The organism is Nocardioides sp. (genome assembly GCF_030019515.1).
GTDB lineage: Bacteria > Actinomycetota > Actinomycetes > Propionibacteriales > Nocardioidaceae > Nocardioides.
In genome coordinates this window covers 1-24,764 of the sequence record NZ_JASEEQ010000019.1, presented here as the reverse complement: position 1 = coordinate 24,764, position 24,764 = coordinate 1, and the positions used below count along the sequence as shown (strand labels likewise).

At 71.5% G+C, this 24,764-nt stretch carries 31 protein-coding genes and 1 other RNA gene; 22 read left to right on the top strand and 10 right to left on the bottom strand.

Features of this window, described 5'->3' with window-relative positions; translation table 11 throughout:
- The first annotated feature begins 8 nt into the window (after positions 1-8).
- Genes panB through QMC84_RS20525 form a run of 4 tightly spaced genes read left to right on the top strand, consistent with a single transcriptional unit; the run spans position 9 to position 4,249 of the window.
- Entirely contained in the window at positions 9-872 is an 864-nt protein-coding gene (panB, locus tag QMC84_RS20540) for a 3-methyl-2-oxobutanoate hydroxymethyltransferase (protein WP_300378187.1), read from the top strand.
- Positions 873-899: 27 nt separating this feature from the next.
- The gene (locus tag QMC84_RS20535; RefSeq protein ID WP_300378185.1) at positions 900-2,063 is read left to right on the top strand and encodes a PQQ-dependent sugar dehydrogenase; all 1,164 of its coding nucleotides are present in this window, start codon (positions 900-902) and stop codon (positions 2,061-2,063) included.
- Positions 2,064-2,084: 21 nt separating this feature from the next.
- On the top strand, positions 2,085-3,341 hold the full coding sequence (locus QMC84_RS20530; RefSeq protein WP_300378183.1) for a hemolysin family protein: 1,257 nt from the start codon (positions 2,085-2,087) through the stop codon (positions 3,339-3,341).
- Positions 3,342-3,385: 44 nt separating this feature from the next.
- Positions 3,386-4,249, top strand: a complete 864-nt coding sequence (locus QMC84_RS20525; protein WP_300378181.1) for an endonuclease/exonuclease/phosphatase family protein — start codon at positions 3,386-3,388, stop codon at positions 4,247-4,249.
- Positions 4,250-4,252: 3 nt separating this feature from the next.
- On the opposite strand, the gene QMC84_RS20520 is transcribed toward QMC84_RS20525, so the two are convergent.
- Together QMC84_RS20520 and QMC84_RS20515 are read right to left on the bottom strand one after the other, a co-directional pair.
- Entirely contained in the window at positions 4,253-4,540 is a 288-nt protein-coding gene (locus tag QMC84_RS20520) for a hypothetical protein (protein ID WP_300378179.1), read from the bottom strand.
- 9 nt (positions 4,541-4,549) lie between these two features.
- Positions 4,550-4,735, bottom strand: coding sequence for a hypothetical protein (locus QMC84_RS20515; protein WP_300378177.1), 186 nt, complete (start codon positions 4,733-4,735; stop codon positions 4,550-4,552).
- Positions 4,736-4,759: 24 nt separating this feature from the next.
- Between QMC84_RS20515 and map the strand changes: the two genes are divergently transcribed.
- A complete protein-coding gene (gene map / locus QMC84_RS20510) occupies positions 4,760-5,587 on the top strand; it encodes a type I methionyl aminopeptidase (protein WP_300378175.1) in 828 nt (275 codons plus the stop codon).
- Positions 5,588-5,701: 114 nt separating this feature from the next.
- Here the strand turns inward: map and QMC84_RS20505 are convergent, their stop codons facing one another.
- Positions 5,702-6,169: a tetratricopeptide repeat protein gene (locus QMC84_RS20505; RefSeq protein WP_300378173.1), complete on the bottom strand. Its 468-nt coding sequence runs from the start codon at positions 6,167-6,169 to the stop codon at positions 5,702-5,704.
- An 80-nt stretch (positions 6,170-6,249) separates the two neighbouring features.
- Here QMC84_RS20505 and QMC84_RS20500 point away from each other — a divergent pair, with 80 nt between their 5' ends.
- Positions 6,250-7,017, top strand: a complete 768-nt coding sequence (locus QMC84_RS20500; RefSeq protein WP_300378171.1) for an isocitrate lyase/phosphoenolpyruvate mutase family protein — start codon at positions 6,250-6,252, stop codon at positions 7,015-7,017.
- Between the two features lie 8 nt (positions 7,018-7,025).
- Positions 7,026-7,414, top strand: an RNA gene (gene rnpB, locus QMC84_RS20495) — RNase P RNA component class A.
- Between the two features lie 30 nt (positions 7,415-7,444).
- Here rnpB and QMC84_RS20490 read toward each other — a convergent pair.
- The gene (locus tag QMC84_RS20490; protein ID WP_300378169.1) at positions 7,445-8,575 is read right to left on the bottom strand and encodes a site-specific integrase; all 1,131 of its coding nucleotides are present in this window, start codon (positions 8,573-8,575) and stop codon (positions 7,445-7,447) included.
- Complete coding sequence (locus QMC84_RS20485) at positions 8,575-9,381, bottom strand: hypothetical protein (RefSeq protein WP_300378166.1); 807 nt, start codon at positions 9,379-9,381, stop codon at positions 8,575-8,577. Before QMC84_RS20485 ends, QMC84_RS20490 begins: the two co-directional genes overlap by 1 nt.
- Positions 9,382-9,471: 90 nt before the next feature.
- On the opposite strand from QMC84_RS20485, the gene QMC84_RS20480 reads away from it, so the two are divergent.
- From QMC84_RS20480 to QMC84_RS20415, 14 genes are all read left to right on the top strand, one after another.
- Positions 9,472-9,690, top strand: a complete 219-nt coding sequence (locus QMC84_RS20480; RefSeq protein ID WP_300378164.1) for a hypothetical protein — start codon at positions 9,472-9,474, stop codon at positions 9,688-9,690.
- A 161-nt stretch (positions 9,691-9,851) separates the two neighbouring features.
- A complete protein-coding gene (locus QMC84_RS20475) occupies positions 9,852-10,427 on the top strand; it encodes a hypothetical protein (protein ID WP_300378162.1) in 576 nt (191 codons plus the stop codon).
- On the top strand, positions 10,424-12,025 hold the full coding sequence (locus QMC84_RS20470) for a hypothetical protein (RefSeq protein WP_300378160.1): 1,602 nt from the start codon (positions 10,424-10,426) through the stop codon (positions 12,023-12,025). The genes QMC84_RS20475 and QMC84_RS20470 overlap by 4 nt, the downstream gene beginning before the upstream one ends.
- 271 nt (positions 12,026-12,296) lie before the next feature.
- Positions 12,297-12,818, top strand: coding sequence for a WhiB family transcriptional regulator (locus tag QMC84_RS20465; RefSeq protein WP_300378157.1), 522 nt, complete (start codon positions 12,297-12,299; stop codon positions 12,816-12,818).
- A gap of 1 nt (position 12,819) precedes the next feature.
- The gene (locus tag QMC84_RS20460; protein ID WP_300378155.1) at positions 12,820-13,098 is read left to right on the top strand and encodes a hypothetical protein; all 279 of its coding nucleotides are present in this window, start codon (positions 12,820-12,822) and stop codon (positions 13,096-13,098) included.
- A complete protein-coding gene (locus QMC84_RS20455; RefSeq protein ID WP_300378153.1) occupies positions 13,095-13,388 on the top strand; it encodes a hypothetical protein in 294 nt (97 codons plus the stop codon). The genes QMC84_RS20460 and QMC84_RS20455 overlap by 4 nt, the downstream gene beginning before the upstream one ends.
- Before the next feature lie 167 nt (positions 13,389-13,555).
- The gene (locus QMC84_RS20450) at positions 13,556-13,945 is read left to right on the top strand and encodes a hypothetical protein (RefSeq protein WP_300378151.1); all 390 of its coding nucleotides are present in this window, start codon (positions 13,556-13,558) and stop codon (positions 13,943-13,945) included.
- Entirely contained in the window at positions 13,938-14,354 is a 417-nt protein-coding gene (locus QMC84_RS20445; RefSeq protein ID WP_300378149.1) for a hypothetical protein, read from the top strand. The genes QMC84_RS20450 and QMC84_RS20445 overlap by 8 nt, the downstream gene beginning before the upstream one ends.
- Positions 14,355-14,521: 167 nt before the next feature.
- On the top strand, positions 14,522-15,103 hold the full coding sequence (locus tag QMC84_RS20440; RefSeq protein ID WP_300378147.1) for a hypothetical protein: 582 nt from the start codon (positions 14,522-14,524) through the stop codon (positions 15,101-15,103).
- The gene (locus tag QMC84_RS20435) at positions 15,100-15,504 is read left to right on the top strand and encodes a helix-turn-helix domain-containing protein (protein ID WP_300378145.1); all 405 of its coding nucleotides are present in this window, start codon (positions 15,100-15,102) and stop codon (positions 15,502-15,504) included. The genes QMC84_RS20440 and QMC84_RS20435 overlap by 4 nt, the downstream gene beginning before the upstream one ends.
- Positions 15,501-15,803 carry a hypothetical protein gene (locus QMC84_RS20430; RefSeq protein WP_300378143.1) on the top strand — a complete coding sequence of 101 codons (303 nt, stop codon included), beginning with the start codon at positions 15,501-15,503 and terminating at the stop codon, positions 15,801-15,803. The genes QMC84_RS20435 and QMC84_RS20430 overlap by 4 nt, the downstream gene beginning before the upstream one ends.
- 5 nt (positions 15,804-15,808) lie before the next feature.
- Positions 15,809-16,066: a hypothetical protein gene (locus QMC84_RS20425; RefSeq protein WP_300378141.1), complete on the top strand. Its 258-nt coding sequence runs from the start codon at positions 15,809-15,811 to the stop codon at positions 16,064-16,066.
- Positions 16,067-16,133: 67 nt separating this feature from the next.
- A complete protein-coding gene (locus tag QMC84_RS20420; RefSeq protein ID WP_300378138.1) occupies positions 16,134-19,787 on the top strand; it encodes a phage tail tape measure protein in 3,654 nt (1,217 codons plus the stop codon).
- 14 nt (positions 19,788-19,801) lie between these two features.
- Complete coding sequence (locus QMC84_RS20415; RefSeq protein ID WP_300378136.1) at positions 19,802-20,038, top strand: hypothetical protein; 237 nt, start codon at positions 19,802-19,804, stop codon at positions 20,036-20,038.
- Between the two features lie 19 nt (positions 20,039-20,057).
- Here QMC84_RS20415 and QMC84_RS20410 read toward each other — a convergent pair whose 3' ends face one another.
- The 5 genes from QMC84_RS20410 to QMC84_RS20390 all read right to left on the bottom strand — a co-directional run bounded on the left by QMC84_RS20410 (position 20,058) and on the right by QMC84_RS20390 (position 22,899).
- Positions 20,058-20,849: a hypothetical protein gene (locus tag QMC84_RS20410; protein ID WP_300378134.1), complete on the bottom strand. Its 792-nt coding sequence runs from the start codon at positions 20,847-20,849 to the stop codon at positions 20,058-20,060.
- Between the two features lie 310 nt (positions 20,850-21,159).
- Positions 21,160-21,606 carry a helix-turn-helix domain-containing protein gene (locus QMC84_RS20405; RefSeq protein WP_300378132.1) on the bottom strand — a complete coding sequence of 149 codons (447 nt, stop codon included), beginning with the start codon at positions 21,604-21,606 and terminating at the stop codon, positions 21,160-21,162.
- Between the two features lie 76 nt (positions 21,607-21,682).
- Positions 21,683-22,207: a hypothetical protein gene (locus tag QMC84_RS20400; RefSeq protein WP_300378130.1), complete on the bottom strand. Its 525-nt coding sequence runs from the start codon at positions 22,205-22,207 to the stop codon at positions 21,683-21,685.
- Entirely contained in the window at positions 22,204-22,425 is a 222-nt protein-coding gene (locus QMC84_RS20395) for a hypothetical protein (RefSeq protein WP_300378129.1), read from the bottom strand. Before QMC84_RS20395 ends, QMC84_RS20400 begins: the two co-directional genes overlap by 4 nt.
- 75 nt (positions 22,426-22,500) lie before the next feature.
- The gene (locus tag QMC84_RS20390; protein WP_300378127.1) at positions 22,501-22,899 is read right to left on the bottom strand and encodes a hypothetical protein; all 399 of its coding nucleotides are present in this window, start codon (positions 22,897-22,899) and stop codon (positions 22,501-22,503) included.
- Positions 22,900-23,276: 377 nt separating this feature from the next.
- Here QMC84_RS20390 and QMC84_RS20385 point away from each other — a divergent pair, with 377 nt between their 5' ends.
- The gene (locus QMC84_RS20385; RefSeq protein WP_300378125.1) at positions 23,277-24,662 is read left to right on the top strand and encodes an NAD-dependent malic enzyme; all 1,386 of its coding nucleotides are present in this window, start codon (positions 23,277-23,279) and stop codon (positions 24,660-24,662) included.
- The last annotated feature ends 102 nt before the right edge of the window (positions 24,663-24,764 follow it).

The following is a 24,764-nucleotide window of genomic DNA, read 5'->3' as shown; positions in this document are numbered from 1 at the left end:
AGTACGAGATGAGCACCGAGGAGACGCCCCCGTACGCGTCCGGGGTCTCGACAGGCTCGACCACCGGAGCCGCACCGATCAAGCGGATCCGCACCCACCACCTGCGCGAGATGAAGCAGCGCGGCGAGAAGTTCGCGATGCTCACCGCCTACGAGCAGTACGCCGCGCAGACCTTCGACGAGGCCGGCATCGAGGTGCTGCTCGTCGGGGACAGCGCGTCGAACAACGTCTTCGGCAACGAGACGTCGCTGCCGGTCACCGTCGACGAGCTGATCCCGCTGGCGCGCGCCGTCAGCCGGTCGGTGCGCCGGGCCCTCGTCGTCGCCGACCTGCCGTTCGGCTCCTACCAGGCCTCGCCCGAGCAGGCCTACCTGACCGCCGTGCGGTTCATGAAGGAGGCGAACGCGCACGCGGTGAAGCTCGAGGGCGGGATCGAGATGGCGCCGCAGGTCCGCAAGCTCACCGAGGGCGGCATCCCGGTGATGGCCCACATCGGCTTCACCCCCCAGTCCGAGCACAACCTGGGCGGCTACCGGGTCCAGGGCCGCGGCACCGCGGCCGCGAAGGTGGTCGCGGAGGCCCGCGCGATGGAGGAGGCCGGCGCCTTCGCGGTCGTCATGGAGATGGTTCCCGGCGACGTCGCGGCCGAGGTCACCAAGTCCGTCGCGATCCCGACGATCGGCATCGGCGCCGGGCTCGACTGCGACGCGCAGGTGCTGGTGTGGCAGGACGCCTTCGGCCTGCGCACCGGCCGGATGCCCCGCTTCGTCAAGCAGTACGCCGACCTGCACGGCGCCCTCCTCCAGGCCGCCCGCGACTACGCCGCCGACGTCAAGGCCGGCACCTTCCCGGGCCCCGAGCACACCTTCTGACTCAACGAGCAGTCCTAGGGTGTCCCCATGCGCCCGGTCGTTCTCGGAGTCCTGGCCACGCTGGCCCTCGCCCTGCTGTCGCCCGTCGCCCACGCGCACAGCCCGCACGTGGAGCGGCCGGCGGCCGACCGGGCCCAGGTGCCGGGCCTGAGGGTCACCCGGCTCGTGACCGGCCTGGACCACCCGTGGGACGTCCGGCCGATCGGCGGCGGCCGGCTGATCCTCACCCAGCGCGACCGGGCCACGGTCTCGATCTGGGACGGCAGCCGGACCCGGCTGGTGCAGGGCTTCCCGAGCGACTCCGTCTGGGTGTCCGGGGAGACCGGACTGATGGGGCTCGAGGTGGACCCGTCGTTCGCGAGCAACCGCACCTTCTACACCTGCCAGGGCGGCTTCACCGACGGCGGCGGGCACGACGTACGGATCATCCGCTGGACGCTGCGCGACGACCTGGCCGCGATCACGGGGAGCAAGCGGCTGCTCGGCGGCCTGCCCGCCACCAGCGGGCGGCACGGCGGCTGCCGGCTGCTGGCGGTCGGCAAGCGGCTGTACGTCGGCACCGGCGACGCCGCGACCGGCAGCAACCCCGAGAACAAGAGGTCGCTGGGCGGCAAGACGCTCTGCCTGCTCGCCGCCACCGGCAGGCCCTGCGGCAGCAACCCGTTCATCCGGTCGGGCAACCGCAACAAGCGCTTCGTGCACACCTACGGCCACCGCAACGTCCAGGGGCTCGACCGGCGCCGCGACGGCACCCTGTGGTCGGTCGAGCAGGGTACCTACCGCGACGACGAGGTCAACCGGCTGCGCAAGGGCGGCGACTACGGCTACGACCCGGTCCCCGGCTACAACGAGTCGGTGCCGATGACCGACCAGTCCCTGCCCGGCCGCCAGCGCGCCGCGGTGTGGCGCTCGGGCGACCCGACGCTGGCGACGTCCGGCGGCGGGTTCGTCCACGGCACGCGCTGGGGCGCCCTCGACGGCAGTCTCGCGGTCGCTGCGCTCAAGGCCGAGCGGGTGCTGTTCCTCCAGCTCTCCGCGTCCGGCAGGCTGCAGAGGGTGCGGGTGCCGGCGGCGCTGCGTGAGCACGGCCGGATCCGCACGGTCGTGGACGGCCCCGGCTCGGTCGCCTACGTGCTCACCGACAACGGGAACGGGAACGACGCGATCCTCGTTGTCAGACCCAGACGATGAGAGAGCGGTGACGACACCCCGGTGGACGCCCAGACCCTGATCAACCTTGCCCTGGTCCTGCTGTTCATCCTGATCGGCGGGGTGTTCGCCGGCACCGAGATCGCGCTGGTCTCGTTGCGCGAGGCCCAGGTCAACACGCTCGCCTCCCGCGGGGCCCGCGGCGCTCGGGTCGCGTCCGTGGCCCGCGACCCGAACCGGTTCCTGGCCGCGGTCCAGATCGGCGTCACGCTGGCCGGCTTCTTCTCGGCGGCGTACGGCGCCTCCACGCTCGCACCCGACTTCGCGCCGATGCTCGAGCACGCCGGGCTCGGCGAGGACGCCGCCGGCACCGCCGCGCTGGTGGTGCTGACCCTGTTCATCGCCTACCTCTCCCTCGTGCTCAGCGAGCTGGTCCCCAAGCGGCTCGCGCTGCAGCGCGCGGCAGGGGTCGCCTACCTGGTCGGCGCGCCGCTGGACCGCTTCGCGACCCTGATGCGCCCGGTGGTCTGGCTGCTCTCGGTCTCCACCAACGCGGTGGTCCGCGTCTTCGGCGGCGACCCGGCCGCGGCCTCGGAGGAGCTCAGCGACGAGGAGCTGCGCTACCTCGTCGACCGGCACGAGGGCCTGGCCGACGACGAGCGGCGGATCCTCGCCGACGTCTTCGACGCCGGCGACCGGTCCCTGAGCGAGGTGATGCGGCCCCGCGGCGACGTGACGTTCCTGGCCGCCGACGCCACGGTCGCCGACGCGATCGCCGTCGCCCTGACCAGCCCGTACTCCCGCTACCCCGTCACCGGCACCGGCCACGACGACGTCCGTGGCTTCCTGCACGTGCGCGACCTGCTCGGCGCCGACCCCCGCAAGCGGGTGCGCTCGATCACCCGCAAGATCCTGCACCTGCCCGCCACCAACCGGGTGCTGCCCTCGCTGACGCGGATGCGGGCCGAGGGCAGCCACATCGCCGTCGTCGTCGACGAGTACGGCGGCACCGACGGCATCGTCACCCTCGAGGACCTGGTCGAGGAGCTGGTCGGCGAGATCCACGACGAGTACGACGAGACCGCGAGCGTGGCCGCCGGCGAGGTGGACGCGGGGCTGACCATCGAGGACTTCGCCGAGCGCACCGGCGTCGGGCTCGAGGACGGGCCCTACGAGACCGCGGCCGGGTACGTCGTGCACCGGCTCGGCCGGCTCGCCGCCGCCGGCGACGTGGTGATCGTCGGCGACCACGAGATCGAGGTCGCGACGGTCGACAAGCACCGGATCACCCGGCTGCGGGTGCGCCCCCGCGAGTCCTGAGGGAACCTCTCAGGTCGGCCGGGGGCCGACCGATGTGACCCCTCGTGATCTCGGTGCTCCGCCCTGCCCTCTGCTCGCTGTCCCTCGCCCTCGCCCTGGCCCTCGCCCTGGCCCTCACGGCCACGGGTGCCGCCCTCGTCGGACCCGTCGAGGCCGCTCCAGCCCAGGAGGAGAGCTTCGTGATCGCCTCGTTCAACGTGCTCGGCGCCGACCACACCGACGGCCGCCACGGCCGACCGGGCTTCGACAGCTCCGATGTCCGCCTGGACCGGGCGATCAAGGTGCTCCGCCGTACCCACGCCGCCATCGTCGGCCTCCAGGAGTTCCAGCGGCCCCAGCACGACCGGTTCCTGGCCCGGGTCGGCGACCGGTGGGCCGTCTACTCCGGCGCCGAGTGGGACACCGACAACTCGATCGCCTGGCGCACCGACCGGTTCGCGTTCGTCGAGGGCTGGTCCGTCGCCGTGCCCTACTTCCACGGCAACACCCGGTACATGCCGGTGGTCGGGCTGCGCGCGCTGGCCAGCGACCGGATGGTCTACATGATGAACACCCACCACGCCGCCGACACCCGCGGCAACGCCTCGCAGTGGCGGCGGGAGGCGACCCGGATCGAGCGCAGCGTGACCCGCAAGCTGACCCGGGAGCTGAACGTCGCGGTGTTCATGACCGGCGACATGAACGACCGGTCGGCGTTCTTCTGCCCCTTCACCCGCAACCAGGTGATGCACTCGTTCCTGGGCGGCTCGAACCCCAGGAACGGCTCGTGCGACGCGCCCACCTCGGGGGTCGACTGGATCTTCGCGAACGAGTACGCCGAGCTCGACAGCCCGCGGATCAACCGGTCCGCCCTGGTGCAGGCGACCTCGGACCACCCGATCGTCAGCGCGCACGTGCGGCTGCGCTGATGCTCAGGCGTTCCAGCCCAGGAACGCCCCACCCGCGGTGACCACCGCGAACCAGAGCACGACCGCGCCCACCGCCAGCCCCGGCACCCAGCGCGGGTGCAGCGACCACCAGGCGCAGGCGACGACGAACAGCAGCACCCACATCACCAGCAGCACGATGACCGCCCACCAGGGTGCGACCAGCCCGCTGGCGGCGTACAGGAAGAACGCGCACGCCATCCCCGCCATGCCGATGAACGGCCACGGGGAGACGTCGGGGCGCCCGCGGGGGCGCCGGCCGGGCTTGGTCATCGGTGGCGACTACTCGTCGTCGTCGTCGTTCCAGGCCGGGTCGTTGTCCCACTCCTCGTTGCGCTCCTCGGCGGTCTCCAGCGCGCGCTCGGCCTCCGCGCGCGTCGGGTACGGACCGAGCCGGTCGATCGGCGGGCACAGGTTCGACTCGTCCTCGACACGGTGGTGCCGCACGCAGTACCAGAAGTCGCTCATGCCGTAGAAAACTACACTCGTCGGATGACTCCCCCGCTGCGCTCCGTGCCGGCATCGATCCCCCGACCGGAGTACGTCGGCAAGGTCACGCCCACGCCGTTCACCGGCAGCGAGGTCAAGGACGCGGAGACCGTCGAGCGGATGCGCGTCGCGGGCCGGCTGGCCGCGGAGGCCCGCGACCTGGTCGGCGCGCACGTCGCCCCCGGGGTGACCACCGACGAGCTGGACCGGATCGGCCACGAGTTCCTGTGCGACCACGGCGCCTACCCCTCGACGCTGGACTACCGCGGGTTCCCGAAGTCGCTGTGCGCCAGCGTCAACGAGGTCGTGTGCCACGGCATCCCCGGCGACCGGGTCGTCGAGGACGGCGACATCGTCAACATCGACGTCACCGCCTACCTCGACGGCGTGCACGGCGACACCAACGCCACGTTCCTCGCCGGCGACGTCGACGAGGAGTCACGGCTGCTCGTCGAGCGCACCCGGGAGGCGCTGGAGCGCGGGATCAGGGCGGTCCGGCCGGGCCGGCGGATCAACGTGATCGGCCGGGTGATCGAGTCCTACGCCGCGCGCTTCGGGTACGGCGTGGTCCGCGAGTTCACCGGCCACGGCATCGGCGCCGCGTTCCACAGCGGCCTCGTGGTGCCGCACTACGACGACCCGGCGTACGACACCGTGATCGAGGTCGGGATGACGTTCACGATCGAGCCGATGCTCAACCTCGGCACCCACGAGTGGGACCTGGCCGAGGACGGCTGGACGGTGCTCACCCGCGACCGGCGCCGCAGCGCCCAGTTCGAGCACACCCTGCTGGTCACGCCCGCCGGTGCCGAGGTCTTGACGCTGCCCTGATCCAGCGTGTGACCGGGTCCTCGGCTCGTCCGGCTCCCGTCGTACCTGACAGAACTGTCGTCCTCCCCGCCCTTCGCGAGCAGATGGGTCAGGTGCGTGGCAGACCGCGCCGGCTCAGACCAGCTTGTCGTACGACGTCTCGCCGGTCTCGGCGAGCCGCCGCTCCACCCGCAGCACGGCGACCTCGTGCTCGGGTTCGCCGCTCATGGTCGCGGCCAGCCGCAGGTGCGGCAGCGCCTCGGCGTACCGGCTCTGCCGCTCCAGGCACCGCCCGAGCGCGTGCCGCATCCAGTCGTCGGCGGGGTTCTCCTCGACCAGGCGGGTCAGCTCGGCCTCGGCGCGCTGCAGCTGCGCGCGCATCAGGAAGGCCCAGGCGCGCAGCGTGCGCAGCCCGGTGTTGTCGGGCTCCTCGGCCAGCGCCGGCTCGATGACCTCGAGCGCCTCGCGCGGCGCCCGGCGGGCGAGGAGGTCGAAGGCGGTGCGGTACGCCGACTCCGGTCCGGCCTGGCCGGGGAAGACGACCGGCGGCGCCTGCAGCTCGTGCTCGGTCTCGCGCTCCGTCTCGCGGTCGATGTCCTTCACGACGGTCCACCGTACCCGGCGGCGACCGGCTCCCGACCGGCCGAGGGCCCGTCGACCCGCGCCCGTGCTTGACTCGCTCCATGTCGTTCCGCGCCCTGCACCACGCCGACCTGCCGCTCCTGCTGCCGAACGCCTGGGACGTGCCGTCCGCGATCGCGTTCGTCGAGGCGGGCTTCCCCGCAGTGGGGACGACCAGCTTCGGCGTCGCGACCTCCGCCGGCCACCCGGACGGCGACGGCGCCACCCGCGAGGCCAACCTGGTCCTCGCGCAGCGCCTGGCGCGGCTCCCGGTGCACGTCTCGATCGACATCGAGGACGGCTACTCCGAGGACCCGGACGAGGTCGCCGACTACGTCGCCGGGCTCGGCGCGGTCGGGGTGGCCGGCGTGAACCTCGAGGACAGCGCCGCCGCGCGGCTCGTCGAGCCCGCGCGGTTCGCCGCCAAGGTGGCCGCGGTCAAGGAGCGCAGCCCGGACGTCTTCGTCAACGCCCGGGTCGACACCTACTGGTTCGACCAGGACGCCACCGTCCCCGCGACCGTGGCGCGCGCGCTGGCGTACGTCGAGGCCGGGGCCGACGGCGTCTTCGTCCCGGGCCTCGCCGACCCGGCGGCGATCCGCGAGATCGCGGCCGCGGTGCCGGCGCCGCTGAACCTCCTCGTCACCCCCGGACGCACCCTGCGCGAGCTCGCCGACCTCGGCGTCCGGCGGGTCAGCACCGGCTCGCTCCCCTATCGCGCCGCCGTCGACGCGGCCGTCCGGGTGGCGACCGCGGTGCGCGACGACGAGCAGCTGCCGACGGCGACGTCGTACGCCGAGGCGCAGGAGCGCGTCCACCGCTATCCTTGAGCCGCGGATGGGCTGGCCGGGCGACCGCGTGGAGGCGACTCCCCGAGGAAGGTCCGGGCTCCACAGGGCAGAGTGGTGGGTAACACCCACCCGGGGCAACCCGCGGGACAGTGCCACAGAGAACAGACCGCCCCGCCCCGCTACGGCGAGGAGGGGTAAGGGTGAAACGGCGGTGTAAGAGACCACCAGCGACCGGGGCGACCCGGCCGGCTCGGCAAACCCCACTTGGAGCAAGGTCAAGAAGTCCCGTGCTTGCACGGGACGCGCGCACGTTCGAGGGCGGCCCGCCCGAGTGCGCGGGTAGACCGCTGGAGAGTGTCGGCAACGGCACCCGTAGATGGATGGTCGCCCCCCGGCTCGCCGGGGACAGAACCCGGCCTACAGGCCAGCCCGTCCGCACCACCCCCTCTCATCAGGCAAAACTCGCTCACGACGACTCCGCAGTCCGCACAGAGTCCGCAGGAGCGCCGAGAACCGAGTCGATCGCCTCGCGGGTCCGGTCATCGCTGTCCGGCCAGAGGTGCGAGTAGGTGTCCAGCGTCTCCGCGGCCGAGGCGTGCCCCAGTCGAGCCTGGACGGTCTTCACGCTCTCGCCGTACCGGATCAGGAGCGACGCGTAGTAGTGCCGCAGGGCGTGGGGGCCGGAGCGGCCAGGGAGGCCCGCAGCGCTCGCGAGCGGGCGCCACAGGTGGCCCATGGCCTGCCGACTGATCGGCTCCCCGCCCTCGAGCGTGAACACGAGACCGTTCGGACCGGGCGGGTACGCCGCCAAGTGGGCCGCCAGGAAGTCGACCACGACCTGAGGCAGCGGGATCGTCCGCACGCTCGCGGCCGTCTTCGGCGGCCCGTAGGTCGGTTCCTTCTTCGCCACTGAGACGAGCTGGCGGTCGACCTCGACCTCGCGCCGCAGCATGTTGAGCCGGTCGACCGTGAGCCCGCGGACCTCGGCGGGCCTCATCCCCGTGCCCGCGGAGAACGTCACCAGCGCCTTGAGTCGGTCCGGCATCGCCAGGCGCAGCGCCTCGACCTGCTCCGTCGTCGGCGGGACGACCTTGCTCCGTGACGCCTTCGGGAGCTTGGTGCCCTCGCACGGGTTGGCGACGATGCGTCGGTCCTTGACAGCAGCCTTCATCACCGACGAGACGATGGAGTGCACAACCCCGATCGTGGACGGGGCCAGCGCCCTCCGCTTCGCGGCCTTGTCCTCGATGCCCAGGCGCTTCACCCACGCCTGAACCTCGCTCGGCAGGATCGACGACAGCGGCCGGTCTCCCAGCGTCGGGTAGGCGTGTCGGCGCAGCATCGTCTCCACGTGTGCCTGACTCGACGGCCGGTGAACCTGAGCGGCGCGCCACTGCTCTGCATAGATCCGGAAGGCGATGCTCCCGGCCTTCGGGTCGACGTACTGGCCCGTGACGACAGACGCCGTGACCTCATCGAGCCACCGCTGAGCGTCGACCTTCCGTGTGAAATGGCGGGCGTGCTCTCGACCACCCGCGTCCCGGTACCGAGCGCGCCAGCGGCCGTCCGGACGCTTCGCGATGCTCTTGCTGGCCATCAGGACCCGCTCCTCTCCGCGGCCTTCTTTGCCCGCCAGGCGGCTTGGTTGCGCCGCTGCTGCTCGCGCTTGCACTCCGGGCGATCGCAGTAGACCGACTCACCCTCACGCGGCGGGCGGCGTCGATCGACTGGCGCCCCGCAGGAAGCGCAGGAGTACCGCTCCTCGGCGCCTATCTCCCGCGCGAGCAGGAGCGCGATGGCCCCGAGGAAGGTGCTCCTGACCGGGACGATCGCGAGGCGCTTGTAGTCCGACCAGTTGACGCCGGTGTAGACCCCGCTGGCAGCGAGGAAGTCGGAGACCAATCCCGCGAACCGCTCGCGCTCGAATGACCAGTTGCCGAGCTCTTGTTGAAGCCAGGCGGGTCGGGTCGCGCGGCGCTCGCTCGGGTTCAGGAATCGATGCGCGTCGAGCCAGTCGTCCAGCTCGCCGGGCCGGCGGGCGACGAGGGCTGCCCCAACCCTGCGAGCCGCGGCAACGGCTCGTGCGTGTTCGCGGATTCGGTTTGCCGGCACCCTGCCGGGGTCGTCGGGGAACTGCTGCCGCCAATCGGGCTCCTTGCCGTCTGTCCCCTTGAAGCCGCCGACCTCTGGAAGGCCGTTGGCCGCAATGAACTCTGCGACCTCTTCGGGCGTCGCGATCGCTAGGCGGCAGTACCGGTCGAGCAGGTCGTCGGGCCCTGGCGATGCCGGCGCATCGTCGTGCTCGCGCGACCAGACGATGTCTCCATCTTGGGCCGTCGGATCCTGAGGCCGGATGATCCGGCCCCCTCGGAACCAGAGTTCTTCTTGCGTTGCTGGTGTCATAGCCCGTAGATAACCAGAGAGTTGTAACGAAGTCAATAGTAGCCCACGCTGATCTGTATTGAGAACCCTCGATACGCACAGGAGGCCAAGGTGCTTGATGACGACAAGATCTTGAACATCCCGGACATTGCCGTGAGGACGTGCAAGCCGGAGGGCACGATCCGTTGGTACCGCCACCGGCAGACCGCGGGCTACGACGAAGGTCCACGGATGTTCAAGCTGGGGCGCACCGTGGTGGCCAAGGCGTCGGACGTGGACGCGTGGATCGAGCGCCAGTACGCCGAGGCGGCCAAGTCGGTGTCGGCATGAGCCAGGCAGAGGGGCCGCCTGAGAGCGGCAGAGGCCGCCCGGCGCTGAACCGGACGACCTCCAACACCTCGCCGCCAAGCAAGAGTGACACCTCCAGCGTAGGCGTCGCGACGCCCTCGTGCTGGGACGGCGGGGTCACAGTCCCCGCCCACCCGGACTGTGTGCGGTGCAGGTACGCCGGCCTGATCTTCCCGGACGGTCGGCGCTGCTGTTACTACCACGCGACGGAGGCCGATGAGCGCCTGGTCGACGAGCTCGACGCACGGGCGCCGGGCATCGGCCTGGTGCGGGACGGCCGCGGCGATTGGGGCTGTACGTTCGGCTGGCCCTACGGGCCCAACCTCTACATGGCTACTCGTCAACGGCTGCTCGAGTGGGCCGAGCCTCTGGGCCTGCGCCGCTCGCTCCGTGGCCACGCCTGCCGCGCCTGGCTGACGACCGGGAGGCGCTGCTACGGCGCCTGCCGGACCGACGACCAGGTGGCCGGCTGGCCTGTCGCGCCCGGCACGGCCAGCGACCTCAACCCGATGCCACTCAGCTGGCCCGATCACATCTCGACGTGGACCCGTGACGGCGAGCCGGCTGTGATCGTCGCGCAGCCCTACCACCTCGACGACGTCGACTACGCCCACCTGGGCGTGATCGCGGCCGACCCTGCCGTGCGGCTCGAGGCGTTGCCTCCGGGGCGCTCGTGGTACGGCGCTCGCACCTACTTCCTGGCGGTGTGGCGGGCGTGAGCGAAGAGCCCCACAACGCAGCAGACGATGCGCCGACGACCGGCGAGCCGCCCAAGGCCGGCGCACCGGGCGCGGTAGCGGCGGTCAAGGCGAGCCCGGTCCGGCTCCTGATCAATCACTTCGCGACGGTGTACGCGCTGACGCACCACGAGGGCACGGCGTACGCGGTGCCGCGGGCCGACCACGGGCTGGGGCCGTTGCATGGCTCGCCCGGGGTCGCGCTCGAGATCGGCGGGGAGCTGCGGCACCGGATCGTGCGACTCAGTGGGCTCGTCGTCCCCGGTGCGCCGATCACCCGCGCGGTGGCCGACACCGTGTTGATGCACCTCCAGGCGCGAGCGCACGAGGGCCCCGAGGCGCAGCTGGCGTTGCGGTTCCACCACGACGTCGACGAAGGCCTCGTGGCCATTGACCTGGGTTGGGCCGACGGCCGGGTCGTGACGATCACCGCCGACGGCTGGTCGGTCGGGGCGGCGCCCGCCGGCGTCGTGTTCCGGCGCTCGCACGCCACGAAGCCGCTGCCCTCCCCGAGCCGCGGCGGTCGCCTGGTCGACCTCGCGCCGCTCCTGGCCGTCGACCCGGCTGACGAGGCCTTCCGGGCGCTGGTGGGCTGGCTCGTCGGCCTGCCCTTCGCCGCCTCGGTGCGGCCCGGGATGCTGCTGGTCGGTCCGCCAGGAGCGGGCAAGTCCACGCGGTTGCGGCTGGTCGCCTCGATCTTGGAGCCGTCCCCGCCGTCGGCGCTCGGCTCGGCGTTCGGGCGGAACTTCGCCGACGACCAGGTTCGCGGCCTCCACCGGGCGATCCCGTTGTGGGACAACCTGACCAGCGTCTCGGGCGCCGTCTCCGACGAGCTGTGCACGCTGGTGACTGGCACCGCACGGGAGACCAGGGCCCTGTACTCAGACAACGCCCTCAACGTCAGGCCGATCCAACGGCCGCTCGGTCTGACCGCGGTCGGTGTTCCCGCCGGCCTGCGACCCGACGCCCTCGACCGGCTGATCACGCTCGAGGTGCCGCCGATCGAGCACCGCATCGACGACGCGGAGCTACAGGCCGCCTTCGACGCCCAGCACGGGCGTCTGCTCGGCGCGGTCTGCGACGCCGTCGCGGCGGTGCTGGCCTACGTGGACCAGGTCCCCGCCCCGACCGAGCACCGGATGGCGGCGCACGCGCGGGTGCTGGCGGCGCTCGACGAAGGGGCGGCCGCGGGCCACATCCTCGGCTGCCCGGCTGGCCTGCTCGCGGCGTACGCCGCGCAGAGCCGGCGTGTGAAGCAGCGCACGGCCGCCGAGGACACGTTCGGCGCCGCTCTCCTGACGCTGCTTGAGGCCCGGCACGGGCGATGGTCGGGTAAGGCCTCGGAGCTGCTCCTGGAGGCGGGTATGTTCGCCACGCACCCGGACCGCTTCGGCACCGGCTGGCCCTCGTCGGCACGCCGGATTCCCGAAGTGCTCAACCACCTTCGCGAGGGCCTCGCCGCTCTCGGCGTGCACTGGGCGACCAGCACAGTCCGTGGGTCGACGCGCTACAGCTTCGAGCTGGTGGAGGTCGAGGAGTGGCCCGAAGCGGGCGGCGGGCTGCGGGTGATCGGGTCATGAGCGCCCTGCTCGCCAACTCGGCTGCCGCCGGTTCACACCCACCCCAAAGCCCACCCCGGGAGGCACAAGCCCACCCCAAAGCCCACCCCCACGTCGGTGGGTCTGACCTGCGACAACACCAAAAGGGGTGGGCGTGGTGGGCGTGGTGGGCTTCTTCCGGGCTATTCCTCTGTTCGCTAAGAATGAAGAAGGTAGGCAGGGCGCCGTATATGGGGAGTGCGCCCGGACGACGGGCACCACGCCCACCACGCCCACCCCGGCAGGTGACCCGATGATCCCCGAGTTGCTCGCCATCGACTGGCCGGCCCGCTCGGTGTGGTTCGCCTTGGCCCGGGCGCTTGACGACCTGGCCGACCGCGGCCGGTTGACGCCGTGCCAGCGCGACCCGGCGCCGTTCCACTCCGAGCTCCGAGCCGACCGGGCCGAGGCTGCGGCGGCCTGCCGTGCGTGTCCGGCGCGCCTGGCCTGCGCGGTGTTCGCGCTCGCGAACGACGAGCCCGCCGGGGTGTGGGGCGGGGTCGACCTCACGCCGAGCTCAGCCGCGGGCGGCAGCAAGGCGGCACGCCGGGCCGCGCTCGAGCGTGCAGCTGCGGGCGTGCCGGATCCCGACGAAGCGGCCGAGACCCCGGCCCAGCCCCGCGGGCCGGCGGCGCAGGTCTGCGAGGAGTGCGGCGCCGCCTACCTGGCCACCCGGCGCGGGACCCGCTTCTGCTCCGGCGCCTGCCGGAGCAGGGTCAGCCGGCGCGGCTTCCCGGCATGGCTTACCGCGACGTCGAGTCAGGCGGTGCGCTGAGATGGGCAAGCCGGGCGACCCCCGCAACCAGCGCAAGTACAAGGCCCTGCGCGCCGCCTTCCTGGCGCTGAACCCGAGCTGCGCGCTCAAGCTGGCTGGCTGCACGGGCCGCGCCGACACCGTCGAGCACACCGTCCCGGTGGCTGCGCGCCCAGACCTGGCGTTCGAGGTCGGGCTTTGGCTGCCTGCCTGCCTGCACTGCAACGCCAGCAAGGGGGCGACGTACGGCAACCGCCGGCGCCGCAAGCGTTCCGTGAGACCGAGGAGGTTGATCCTGTGATGGACGAGAACGGCGTGGACTGGCTGTGGTGCCCGCAGTGCTTCTACTGCGCCCCGACCGAGGCGTTCACCGAGTACGTCGAGTCCGACCGCTTCGACACCGACTGCGCGACGGTGGCCGACGACCCTGACGCGTTCAGTCCGGCCGTGCGAGACGAGGCGGCCGACCTGCGCGCCTCTGGCTTCCCCGGCCTGATCCGCCACTGGCCCGATGCGCGGCTGGCGGGATGGCTGGAGCTGCTGACCGACGAGATCGAGTTTCGGCGCCTGGCCGACGAGGCCTCGACGTGATCCGCGTCCAGCTCGCGGGCCGCGGCCCCGGGGGCGGGGTCCAGACGGGTCCGCCGGAGAGCGCGGACACCCTCGCCGCGTCCCTTTCCCACCCCGGGCCGTTCCGTGGTCACAGTGACCGCCGTGACCGCCGCCCCGTCACAGACGGCGACCTTGAGGAGTACCTGATGCAGATTCGAACCGTGACGTGTGCCGAGTGCGGCCGCGCCTTCGAAACCCGGTCGCCCCGGGCGAGGTTTTGCCCGGACAACGACCGGTGTCGCAAGGCCGCGAGCCGGCGACCGACGAAGCTGGGCCGACACGAGATGAACGCCCAGCAGTCGGCCGCTCTGCAGCCGGCAGCCGGGCTGACCGCCGTCCCGACGCAGGCGGAAGCGCTCCAGGAGCTGGACGCGGCGTCGGAGCTACTGGAGCGCGACCTGGACGTGCTCGAGGTGCGTTTCCCGCGGGAGGCCCGCGACGAGGTTTTCGACGAGCTGATCGGCGGGTTGGCGACCTACCTGTCCTCGATTGCCGGCCTGCGGGCGCTCGTGGAGGCGAGGTGCGGCGATGCGTGAGCGAGGTGTTGTCCGGCCACCGGCCGAGCTGGCCGCCTGGTTCACCCATCGCCCTGGCTGCGCCGACCCCGAGCAGCTGGGGCTGTTCGAGCACCGCGACGGCACCCCCGGCCTGGGGTGCGCGTCGTGCGGCCGCAGCGTGCCGTTGCGCGGTAGCACCCGGCAGCGCGCGGTGGCCGAGGTGGCGCTGCGGCGCGAGGCCGAGGAGGGGCCGGCCGTGGTCGCGGTCGTGGTCGCGGCGCGCTACGTCCTGACGTGCATCGACTGCGGCTCGACGATCCCGGTTCACCGCGGCGACCGGCCCGTGGTGCCGCTGTGCCAGGTGGACCGCGCTCGCCGGCAGGCCGAGAAGGCCGAGCGGCTGCGGCGGCGCCGAGAGGCCCAAGCCCGGGACGAGGCGCGGGGATGAGCACCCGACCCGCACCTGCACCCGCAGCCGCAGCCGCGACCTGTGCCCGGACCGCGCCAGTGATCCGCGCGCCGGCCTCGCTGTCGCAGTGGAGTCGGGTCGCGCTCGCGTTTCACGAAGCCGGCCATACCGTTGCAGGCGTCCGCCTGCTCGGCCGCACGGGAAGCGTGACGATCTCGCCCGGCTCGACGTACGCGGGGCTGTCCGAGGTCCCTGCCCTGCGCCGGGACGGTGACGGGGACTTGCTCGCAGGAGGCCGGGCGACGTGGGTGTCCAACGAGGAGGCCTACGCGTGGGTCCGGGACGTGGCCGAGCGCGACGTGATGGTCCTCCTGGCTGGCAAGGAGGCCGAGGACTTGGCGCTACGGCTGCACCGCTGCCGCCTGCTGCTCACCGCCGGGGTCACCGCATCTGTGCCGCGGGTGAACGCCGTCGATCGCGCCATCGTTGAGAGCGCGCCCGCGTCCTCCGCGGATGCCGAGGAGTTCGCCGCCGGTGATGCTGCCCGGAAGCTGCTGCCCAAGCGCGACCGGACCGACGAGGCGAGGGCGTGGCGCGGCGTGCTCGAGCTCAACCCGGGCCGGGACCCCAAGGTGTGCGCGGCGCACCTCGCGTTCTTGCGCGCCGACGTCCGGGCGCACCTGGAGAGCCAGTGGCCGGCGGTCGAGGCCCTGGCCGGCGCGCTGCTCGAGCACACGACGCTGAGCGGCACCGCGGCCACCCGGATCATAGGGAGGCACCTGACGTGATCGTGGTGCTCGACGACGACCCGACGACGCTCGCGCAACTCACTGCCGCGCTGCGGGCGCACGTGCGCCAGCTGCGCCGCAACGGCGGCTGGCCAGCCCCGGACCTGCTCCTGCTCCTGCGGTCACTTGAGGCCCGGAGCGGCCAGGAGCGGCCAGAACTCGCGCACCGGTCGACGCCGGCCCACAGTGAGGCGGAACCGGCCGACGGCGCCGGCACACGACGAGCGGAGCTGATCGCGTTGACCTACGGCCAGGCCGCCCAGCGACTGGGCATCAGCGAACGCACCGTCCGGCGCCGCGTCGTCTCGGGCGAGCTGCCGGTGATCCGCCTCGGCGGCCGCGTGTGCCGCATCCCCGCGGCCGCGCTGGACGCCATCGCCGAACAGGGAGAGGCGTCATGAACGTCGTCGACGACGCGATCGCCCGGTGGTCGGCCGCGGAGGCCTACCTCGCCCGCGCGGACCAGGCGTGGGCGGTCGCCTCCGCGGCGTATCGCGAGGCCTACTACGAGGCGCAGCAGCGCAACGCCGTCGTCGACGAGTTCGGGCTCCCGACCGGGCAGGTCAAGGCGTTCGGGCGCTTCGATCAGGCCATGCTCGCGCCGCTGGAGCGCGCCGAGCACGCCGCGTGGTCTCACCGCCAGGCAGCGAAGGCAGCCGTAGCTCAGGCGCTCGCCGACGTCGAGCAGTTCCGGGGGTGATCGGCATGAGCCGAGGACGCCACGGCCCGGCCGAGCACACGCTGCGTGCGCGCCGGCTCTTCGACGAGGCGCTCGCGCAGTCGGTCGACGCGCTCTTCGCGAGGCCCGACGCCGTCGCGGTCGTCTCGGCGGTCGCCGAGGGCGACCTGGCGATCGTCATCACCGGCGACTCGCTGCACGTCATAGCCGTCACGGACGCCAACGTGGCGAGCCCAGCGCCGCAGCAGAACCCGGAGACGCCCGGGACGGGGTGCTACCTGTGACGCGCGCGGTCGCCCACCTTGACCGAGGGGGGCAGTAGTCATCGCCGGGCCGATCCGCATCGCCATCTTGGCCAACGGCCGTCAGGCGCGCGCCGAGGCTGCCCTCACCGCCCGCTCCTACGGGCTCATGGGCCGCCAGGCCAGCCGCACCGGGAAGCTCATCGCCGGGGCCTTCGCCGTCGGGAGCCTGGTCAGGCTCGGCGCCGCAGCAGGCCGCGCCGGCGCGACCTACGTCAGCGCGCTGAACAAGATTCAGGCCCTGACCGACAGCACGGACAAGCAGATCGACCGCGCCGCCCAGCGCATCGAGAAGAACGCGGGCGTCTTCGCCAAGTACGGCCAGACCGCCTCTGACGCCGCGCTCGGTGTCGTCGAGCTGACCAAGTCGGGCCTATCGTTGGACAGCTCGCTGCGGGCCGTGCGAGGCACGATGGTCCTGGCGAAGGCCGGGGAGCTCGAGGTGGCCGACGCCTCGATGCTGGTCGCGAACACGCTGAACACGTTCGGGCTCAAGGCGAAGGCCGCGAGCCGGATCGCCAACGGCCTGGCGAACGCCGCGAACATCTCCTCGGCCGACGTCACCGACCTCGCCGAGTCGTTCAAGTACGTCTCCCCGCTGGCCGCCAAGGCCGGGGTCTCGCTCGACCAGACGAACGCGATCCTCGCCGAGCTGGCCAACTCCGGGATCAAGGCCTCCCAGGCCGGTACGGCGTTCCGGTCGTTCCTGCTCAACCTGCAGGCCCCGACCCCGGCCGCGGCGAACGCGCTGAAGGCACTCAACGTGCAGGTGTACGACGCCCAGGGCAACATGCGACCGCTGCCCGGTCTCATCGACCAGCTGAACCGCGGCCTGGGCCGGCTGAGCCAGGAGCAGCAGAACGCGAACCTGAAGGCCATCTTCGGCAAGATCGGCATCACCGGCGCCCAGGTGATCCTCAAGAACGGCACCAAGGGCCTGGCGGAGTACACCAAGGGTGTCAAGCGTGCCGGGGCTGCCCAGAAGCTCGCGGAGTCCGCCACGAAGGGCCTAGCGGGCACGCTGTCGTCCCTGAAGGCCCAGACCGTCACCACGGTCCAGGAGCTCTACCGGCGCTTCTCCCCGGCCCTGGACAAGCGGCTGCAGTCGGTCGCCTCCTACCTGGCCGAGAACAAGGACGAGATAGTCGCCGCGGCCACCGCTGCCGGGAAGCGGCTCGGCCCGGCGCTCGAGTCTCTGGGCGAGTTCGCGCTGAGCGCGGGCAAGTACATCAAGGACACGACAGTCCCCGCGCTCGCGGACCTCCTGCCGCTCGTTGACGGCACGGCCAAGGCGGCCAAGACCGCCGGCGACGCGCTCAACGGTCTGCCCGGCCCTGTGAAGGAGATCGGCGTCCAGGCCGCCCTTGCCGCGCTGATCCTGCCGCGCATGACCGCGGGCGTCACCACCGCGACGGCAGCGGTCCAGAACCAGATCACCTACCTGCGCGTCCTCAAGTTGGAGATGCAGGACACCGCCACCCGAGCACAGGCCACGTCGACGATGATGCAGCGACTCAGCGGCGCGGCGAAGGCCGCGGCCGGGATCGGCGGCATGGTCGCGCTGACCCGCGCGGCCGGCGAGACCAACGAAGGGCTCAAGACCCTCGAGTCCGTGGGCGGCGGTGCGCTGCTCGGGTTCTCGATGGGCGGTCCGATCGGTGCGGCCGTGGGCGGTCTGGCCGGCGCCATCCTGGCCGTGGGCACCGCAGGGAAGAAGGCCGGCGACAGCCTGCAGTTCGCCAAGCCGAAGGTCGAGGACTTCGCCGGGTCCCTGAACCGGGTCTCCGGTGCCGCCACCCGGGCCGCCAACGACGTTGCGCGGCTCTCGCTGCAGCAGTCCGGAGCCTTCGAGGCAGGTCGCCGGCTCGGCCTCTCCTCCCGCGATTTGGTGGCTGCCACGCTGGGCCAGGAGGGCGCCGTCAAGCGCGTCGACCGTGCGCTGAAGTCCGCCGAGCGGCAGCAGGTGCGCTGGGCAAAGTCGGTCGGCGTGATGCCGGGCTACCTGAACCAAGGCGCCGTCGACCTGACCACCCTGAAGAACGCACTCGGCGCCACCACCGAGGAGTTCAAGCGCGACCAGGCCGCAGCCCGAGAGGCCGCCATCGCGAACGGCGAGTTCGGCCGCGCGCTCAAGAACATCGACCAGGCGACCCGCCGCAAGATCGTCAGCCGCATCGACATGAGCGGTTGGCCGGAGGGCGAGCGTCAGATCGCCGGCGTCCTCCGCGGTCTGGTCAAGGTGCAGGACCGGAAGCAGATCCGCACGGTCCTGAAGACGCTCGGGGCGAAGGAGTCCGTCACGGACATCCAGCGCGTGATCCGCGAGCTGAATCATCTGGGTGACGCCAAGCCGGAGATGAAGCCTGCGCTCCGTTCGGTCCAGCAGTTCTCCCTGAACGCCAAGCGCCAGGCCATCACGGCCGCCACCGAGGTCTCCGACAGCCTCAAGAAGGGCACAGGCAAGGCCCGTCCCGACTTGACCGGATTCAACGCCGCGCTGCGGTCCAGCCTCACGACCTCGAAGCGCTGGGCCACCGACGGCGGCACCCAGGTGGGCGCCAACCTGAAGTCCGGCATCTTCACCGGCTTCTCCGGCACCGCCGCCGCGCTGGCCGCTGAGGCGGCCTCCGCCGTGCGCCAGGCCGTGGCCGCCGCGCGCGCCGCCGGCCGGATCCACTCCCCGTCCAAGGAGATGGAGGACAAGGTCGGCAAGCCGCTGGCCGACGGCCTCCTGCAGGGCTTCACCAAGAACGTGACCCGCGGCTCGGAGGGCATCAAGCGCGCGCTGGACAAGCTGCGCGACCTGATCGAGAAGCGCCTGGACGGCAAGAAGCAGGCCGACCGGCGCAAGGCGCTGCTCAAGAGCCTGAAGGCCGAGGGTGCCGCGTTGCGCGCCAACGGGAAGCTGCAGGACCGGATCGCCAAGCGGCTCGACAAGGCGCAGGAGAAGTACAAGGCGCTGATCCAGCGCTCGCGGCAGTTCGCCGCCAGCGTCAAGACCGGCTTCCAGACCTACGGCTCCGTGGTTGGGCTCGGCACCACCGGTGGCGGCACCGCGGTGACACTCCCGGCGCTGCTCTCCCAGCTGGCTGCCCGCGCCGAGGTCGCCGACCAGTTCACCGCGATCATCGAGAAGCTGAAGGGCAAGCTGAACAAGACCAGCCTGCGCCAGCTGCTCGAGCAGGCCGCTCAGGGTGACCTGGAGGGCGCGCTGGCCACCGCGCAGGCCATCGCCTCCGGCGGGGCCGCGGCCGTCGCCCAGGTCAACTCCCTGACCGCCCAGATCTCCCAGGCCGGCGCGGGGCTCGGCGACTCCGCCGCGCAGTCTCTGTACGGCGCCGGGATCCGCGCGGCCGAGGGCATCGTGGCGGGCCTCAAGCGCCGGGAGCGCAAGCTCGACAAGATCGCCGACCACCTGGCCGACCGGCTGATCGACCGGATCAGCAAGCAGCTCGGCATCGGCAAGACGTCGGCGCCGAACACGGCCAACCGGTCGTCGGTTCCCGCCACGCACACCAGCCGGACCCCGGCCCTGGACGCCTACATGCGCCAGGTCACCCAGCCGAGCGCCGGCGGCAACACGTACAACATCACGGTCACCGTTCCGGTCGGAGCGAGCAGCGAGGAGATCGGCCGCACCCTCGCCAAGCACATCGACGCCTATGAGCGGGCCGGCGGCCGGCGCCGCGGCCGGCGCCCCTGACGAGGAGAAAGCACATGCCCTACCCGGAAGACCACCCGTTCCGAGCCGCGTTCGCGGAGACGCACAACCGGATCACGAACATCGTCCTCGAGAGCAAGATGACGGACGGCTACTGGAGGGCCAACGTCGGCGAGAACCTGACGTTCATCCTCGGCCAGCTCGACCTGCTGACCTACGCGGTCGAAAACCTGATGGACCAGGTCGACTACGACCCCGAGCGCTACCGGCCGCGCCCGATCGACGAGGTCTGAGCAGTGCTCGGTCGCGAGTTTAGGCCCCGGAGTCAGCGCCGTACCAGTCCAGGCCGCGCCAGCCATCAGGCAGGGTGTCCTCGGTGATGTGATACGCCTCCTTGAGCCGGAAGACGTTCAGGTGGTCCCACTGATCGAAGACCTGCAGCTCACCGCCCTCCGAGACGATGGCCGAGCCGTCGCGGCGGATCATCGACTTGAAGTGCCAGCGGTCGAGCCGCGCGCTGTCCCGTTTGTGCCAGTCGCGCTTGTTGAAGAGGACGTCGTAGGCGGCCTGCTCGACTCGGGGTAGGTACGGCTCGATGTCGGGGTCCAACAGGACAGTGCGGGCTTGCGTGAGGTCGGCGTGCGTCGCTGGGTTGCGAAGTTCCTTGATCCAGGACCGCACCTCATCGCGGGTGTACCCGAGGTCCCACGGGTAGCTCTTGAGGAAGTCAGTCAGCGGGTCGACCAGGAGCTTCACGCCGGCGCACGCGAACGCGTTCTCGAAGACGCGCATCAGGTCGTGGAGCTTGGCGACGCCGTGACCGGCAGACAGGGCCGCGCCCAGGAGCGCGATCCCGACCGGTCGATCCGCCAGGAGTGTCCGGAAGTCGATGTTGACGTGCGCACCAGGGGCGAGCCGCGCCGGGCCGGGTCGCAGCGGCGGTAGGCCGATCCGTTCGATCCCAGCGAGCTGACGGCGCTCTTCGTCTGTGGTCGGCTCGAGGAAGACGTACGGCCGCGGCGAGTAGACCTCGTGCCTCGCTTGAGAGGTGATGGCGAGGACGTCGGCCGCCTCGGTGAGAGCGGACTCAGCGTCCTTGGTCACGTCGCCGTTGATAGCCACCGCAGGGCCTCCGAGGTCGAGGTCTACATCAGTCGAGGCGCACAAGAGCACCTGTCCAGGGGTGTCCTGAACCGGCCGATGCCAGCTCACGGACAGCCCGTGCTGTGGGTCGGGCCGACCCGCCAGGTCTTCGGGCCCGACGAACCCGCGGACCGATACCTGGACGTTCGGCTGGCCGCTCGTCCACGTCCAGCGTCGGAGGTATCGCGGGGTCGGGCGGAGCTCAACCATCGCCAACCGATGCAGTCGCATGCTCACGACCGTAGATCCTGTCGCCGACACCCCACCCGGATCAGAGGTCGAAGATCTGCACCGGTCGCTCCCGGGGGGACTCGGTGGGCAGGGACTGCACCCACTCGTCGAGGTCGGCGGCCCGGATGACGATCTTCCTGCCGAGGTAGTGACCTACCAGCTCGCCGTCCGCGATCGCCCGCTTGATCGAGGTCTCGCCGATCCCGGAGGCCGCGACGGCGCCGGCCATCCCGTAGGACACCGCGGGCAACGCGAGCGGCGACGAACCGGGCCGGCGCTTCCCCGTCGGACCGGCGCGCTCCTCGGGCAGCGTGGCGACCCATTCGTCGAGGTCGAGGGCCCGGAACACCATCTTGGTCCCGACGTAGTGCGCGACCAGCTCGCCGCGGTACACCGCGCTCTTGATTGAGGCCTCTCCGATGCCGGTGGCCGCCACCGCGCCGGACATCTTGTAGGCCACCGCGGCGAGGGTCAGTGAGCTTGTCATGGCGCCAGCACAGCAGACACCGCTCCCGACCGTCGACCAGCGGCGCTCTCATCGGCTAGACCGCGCCAACCTTCGCTCAGCACCGCCTGCCCATCGCTCCCCCGCGCCAGTCGTAGCCGTCTCTGGCGACCCACGGCACCGGCCAGCGGTCCGGTGCGTCGATGGCGTCCGCGGCGCGCTTGAGCCGGTCGAGCAGCCGGTCGCGGGCGACCCTCGCGTCGATCACGAGCTTGAACCAGGTCCGCTCCCCGTCGCGGTACTGGTGGAGCTCGAGCAGCGATTCACCGCCCGGCGGCACGCCGGGGATGCCCTCGGCAGCCCAGGCCAGCGGGTCGTCAAGCGCCTCATCGTGCGCCCAGCGTACGTCCACCCCGCGGCCCGCCAGATCGTCCAGGAGCCTGTTGAAGGCTCTGTTGTCCGCAAGCGCGTGGTCGTACCAGGTGCCGTAGCTCTCGCCCCCCACGTCGACACAGGCGTGCGTGGTGACCACCTTGCAGCGGGTGCACCGCAGCCCCTTCCACCAGGCCCCGGTCCGGGCCATCGTCCGGACGGCGCCGCACGTGCAGCACAGCGCCGGCACCTGGACCTTCGTGCTGCTCACCGCACGGCCTCCTCGTCGACGAGGTTCACCGGCAGGTCCCCGGATCCGTCGGTGAGGCCGTCGGCCTGCTCGAGCACGCACGCGCGTGCGCCCTCGGGCGTGGTGAGTGAGAAGTGCTCCGACTCGTGCCAGGTCGCGGCGCGGCGAGCCGATGTCTTCCTGGCGCTAGCCCAAGTGGGGCATGCCGTCGGCGGGCGGTTGTTAGATGATTCGGTCACGATGTTGCCTCCTATACAGGCGGTGTCGAGGCCCTGGACGGTGTTCGCGCACCGGCCGGGGCCGTTCTCTTGTTTCTACAGGTTCGACGTCGGCGCCGACAGCTGAAGCATGGGATGGGCGCCGGGGATCGCGTCGCGCAGGTGCAGCCGCCACTGATCCATGATCAAGTGCTCCTGGTCCTCGGCGGGCTCGCGCCACTGGTCGTTCGGCTCGATCACCGGCGTCTCGATGCCGAGCCAGCCGCACGCGCACCGGGGCAACCATCCGGTGATCTCGCTGTTCGGGCGCAGGTAGATCGGATCGATCTGGCCCCAGGTGCGGGGGTCGTTGGGGTCGCCCGGCAGGTAGGTGTACCCGTCGAGGTAGTGGCCAGCAGCGCAGCTGGTGCCGCCGCTGATCCTGCCGTCGGCGTAGGTCATCGCGATCCAGCCTTCGTGCTGATCGCCGTCGTCGAGCTCGTGCGTGTAGCCCATCGCTCACTCCTCGGTTTGGGGGTCGTCGGGGTCGGGATTCAGTCCGCAGACAGTCCGCACGAGCGTCGAGAACTGCACACGGCCGTCGGTAACGCCCAACAGCGTTTACGCAGGTCAGCCCGCAAGTGTCTGCATCTGTCAACAGTCATCTGTTACACGGGGTCTATCCCCGGCCTACAGGCCAGCCCGTCCGCACCACCCGCCGCCGGCACCTGTTCGGTGGTCGAGGCCACCTCCATCGAACGCTCGCCGCCGCGCTCCCCCCGGGGTGATCTTCACGAGAGCGGGCGGCGCTACGCTCGGCCGGCACCCGTATCCGCTCAGACCGCATCTCGGTGTTGAGCGATACCTCCCAGCTACCTGTTCAAAGGGGCGTCATGGCAACTCCCAGTCCCGGCTACTCGATCACCGTCCGGATGGAGGTGCCCTCGTCCGCACGGGCCACCGGAGACGTGGTCGCCGCAGTCACCGGTGCCGGAGGCTCGGTCACCGCACTCGACGTGGCCGAGTCACTCGCGGACCGGATCGTCGTCGACGTCACCTGCGACGCCTCGGACATGGACCACGCCGACCTGATCACCGAGGCGCTCAATCGCGTGGACGGTGCGACGGTCCGCAAGGTCAGCGACCGCACCTTCCTGCTGCACCTCGGGGGCAAGCTCGAGGTCGTGTCGAAGGTGCCGCTCAAGCACCGTGACGACCTCTCGCGTGCCTACACCCCGGGAGTCGCGCGGGTGTGCCTGGCCATCGCGAAGAACCCGGAGGATGCTCGTCGGCTCACCATCAAGCGCAACACGGTCGCAGTGGTGACCGATGGCTCGGCGGTCCTGGGTCTGGGCAACATCGGCCCGGCAGCGGCCCTGCCGGTGATGGAGGGCAAGGCGGCGCTCTTCAAGCAGTTCGCCGACGTCGACGCGTGGCCGGTCTGCCTCGACACCCAGGACACCGAGAAGATCATCGAGATCGTGAAGGCGATCGCGCCGGTGTACGGCGGCATCAACCTGGAGGACATCGCCGCGCCGCGGTGCTTCGAGATCGAGGCGCGGCTGCGTGCAGAGCTCGACATACCCGTCTTCCACGACGACCAGCACGGTACGGCGATCGTGGTGCTCGCCGCCCTCACCAACGCCCTGCGGGTCGTGGGCAAGGAGCTGAGCGAGGTGCGCATCGTCGTCAGCGGAGTGGGAGCCGCCGGTCACGCGATCATCGAGCTGCTCCACGCCGAGGGCGCGACCGACATCGTGGCCTGCGGCCGAGGTGGCTCGGTGCACCAGGGACAGGAGAACCTCGACTCGGCGCGTCAGTGGATCGCCGACCACACCAACCACGAGCGCTTCGCCGGCCCGCTCCAGCAGGCCCTGGCCGGGGCAGACGTCTTCATCGGCGTGTCCGCGCCGAACCTGCTCACCGGCGACGACATCGCGACGATGGCCGACAACGCGATCGTCTTCGCGCTCGCGAACCCCGATCCGGAGGTCGACCCGGTCGCCGCAGGACAGCACGCAGCCGTGGTCGCGACCGGTCGCTCCGACTACCCGAACCAGATCAACAACGTGTTGGCCTTCCCGGGGTTCTTCCGCGGGATGCTCGATGCCGGCACTCACGAGATCACCCAGGAGATCATGCTCGCGGCCGCGGCCGCGATTGCGGACGCCGTCTTGCCGTCGGAGCTCAACGCCAGCTACGTCGTGCCCTCGGTCTTCGACCCCCGTGTCGCGACCGCCGTGGCCGACGCCGTGCGCGCGGCCGCGACGCCGGCCTGAGGTAGCTCGAACCCGTCCGGTCGTTCAGGCGACGCGGCGAGGTTCAGGCGGCCGTGGTGTAGTCGTCGGCGATCTGGATGTTGATGGGGCTGTGCCAGAGCT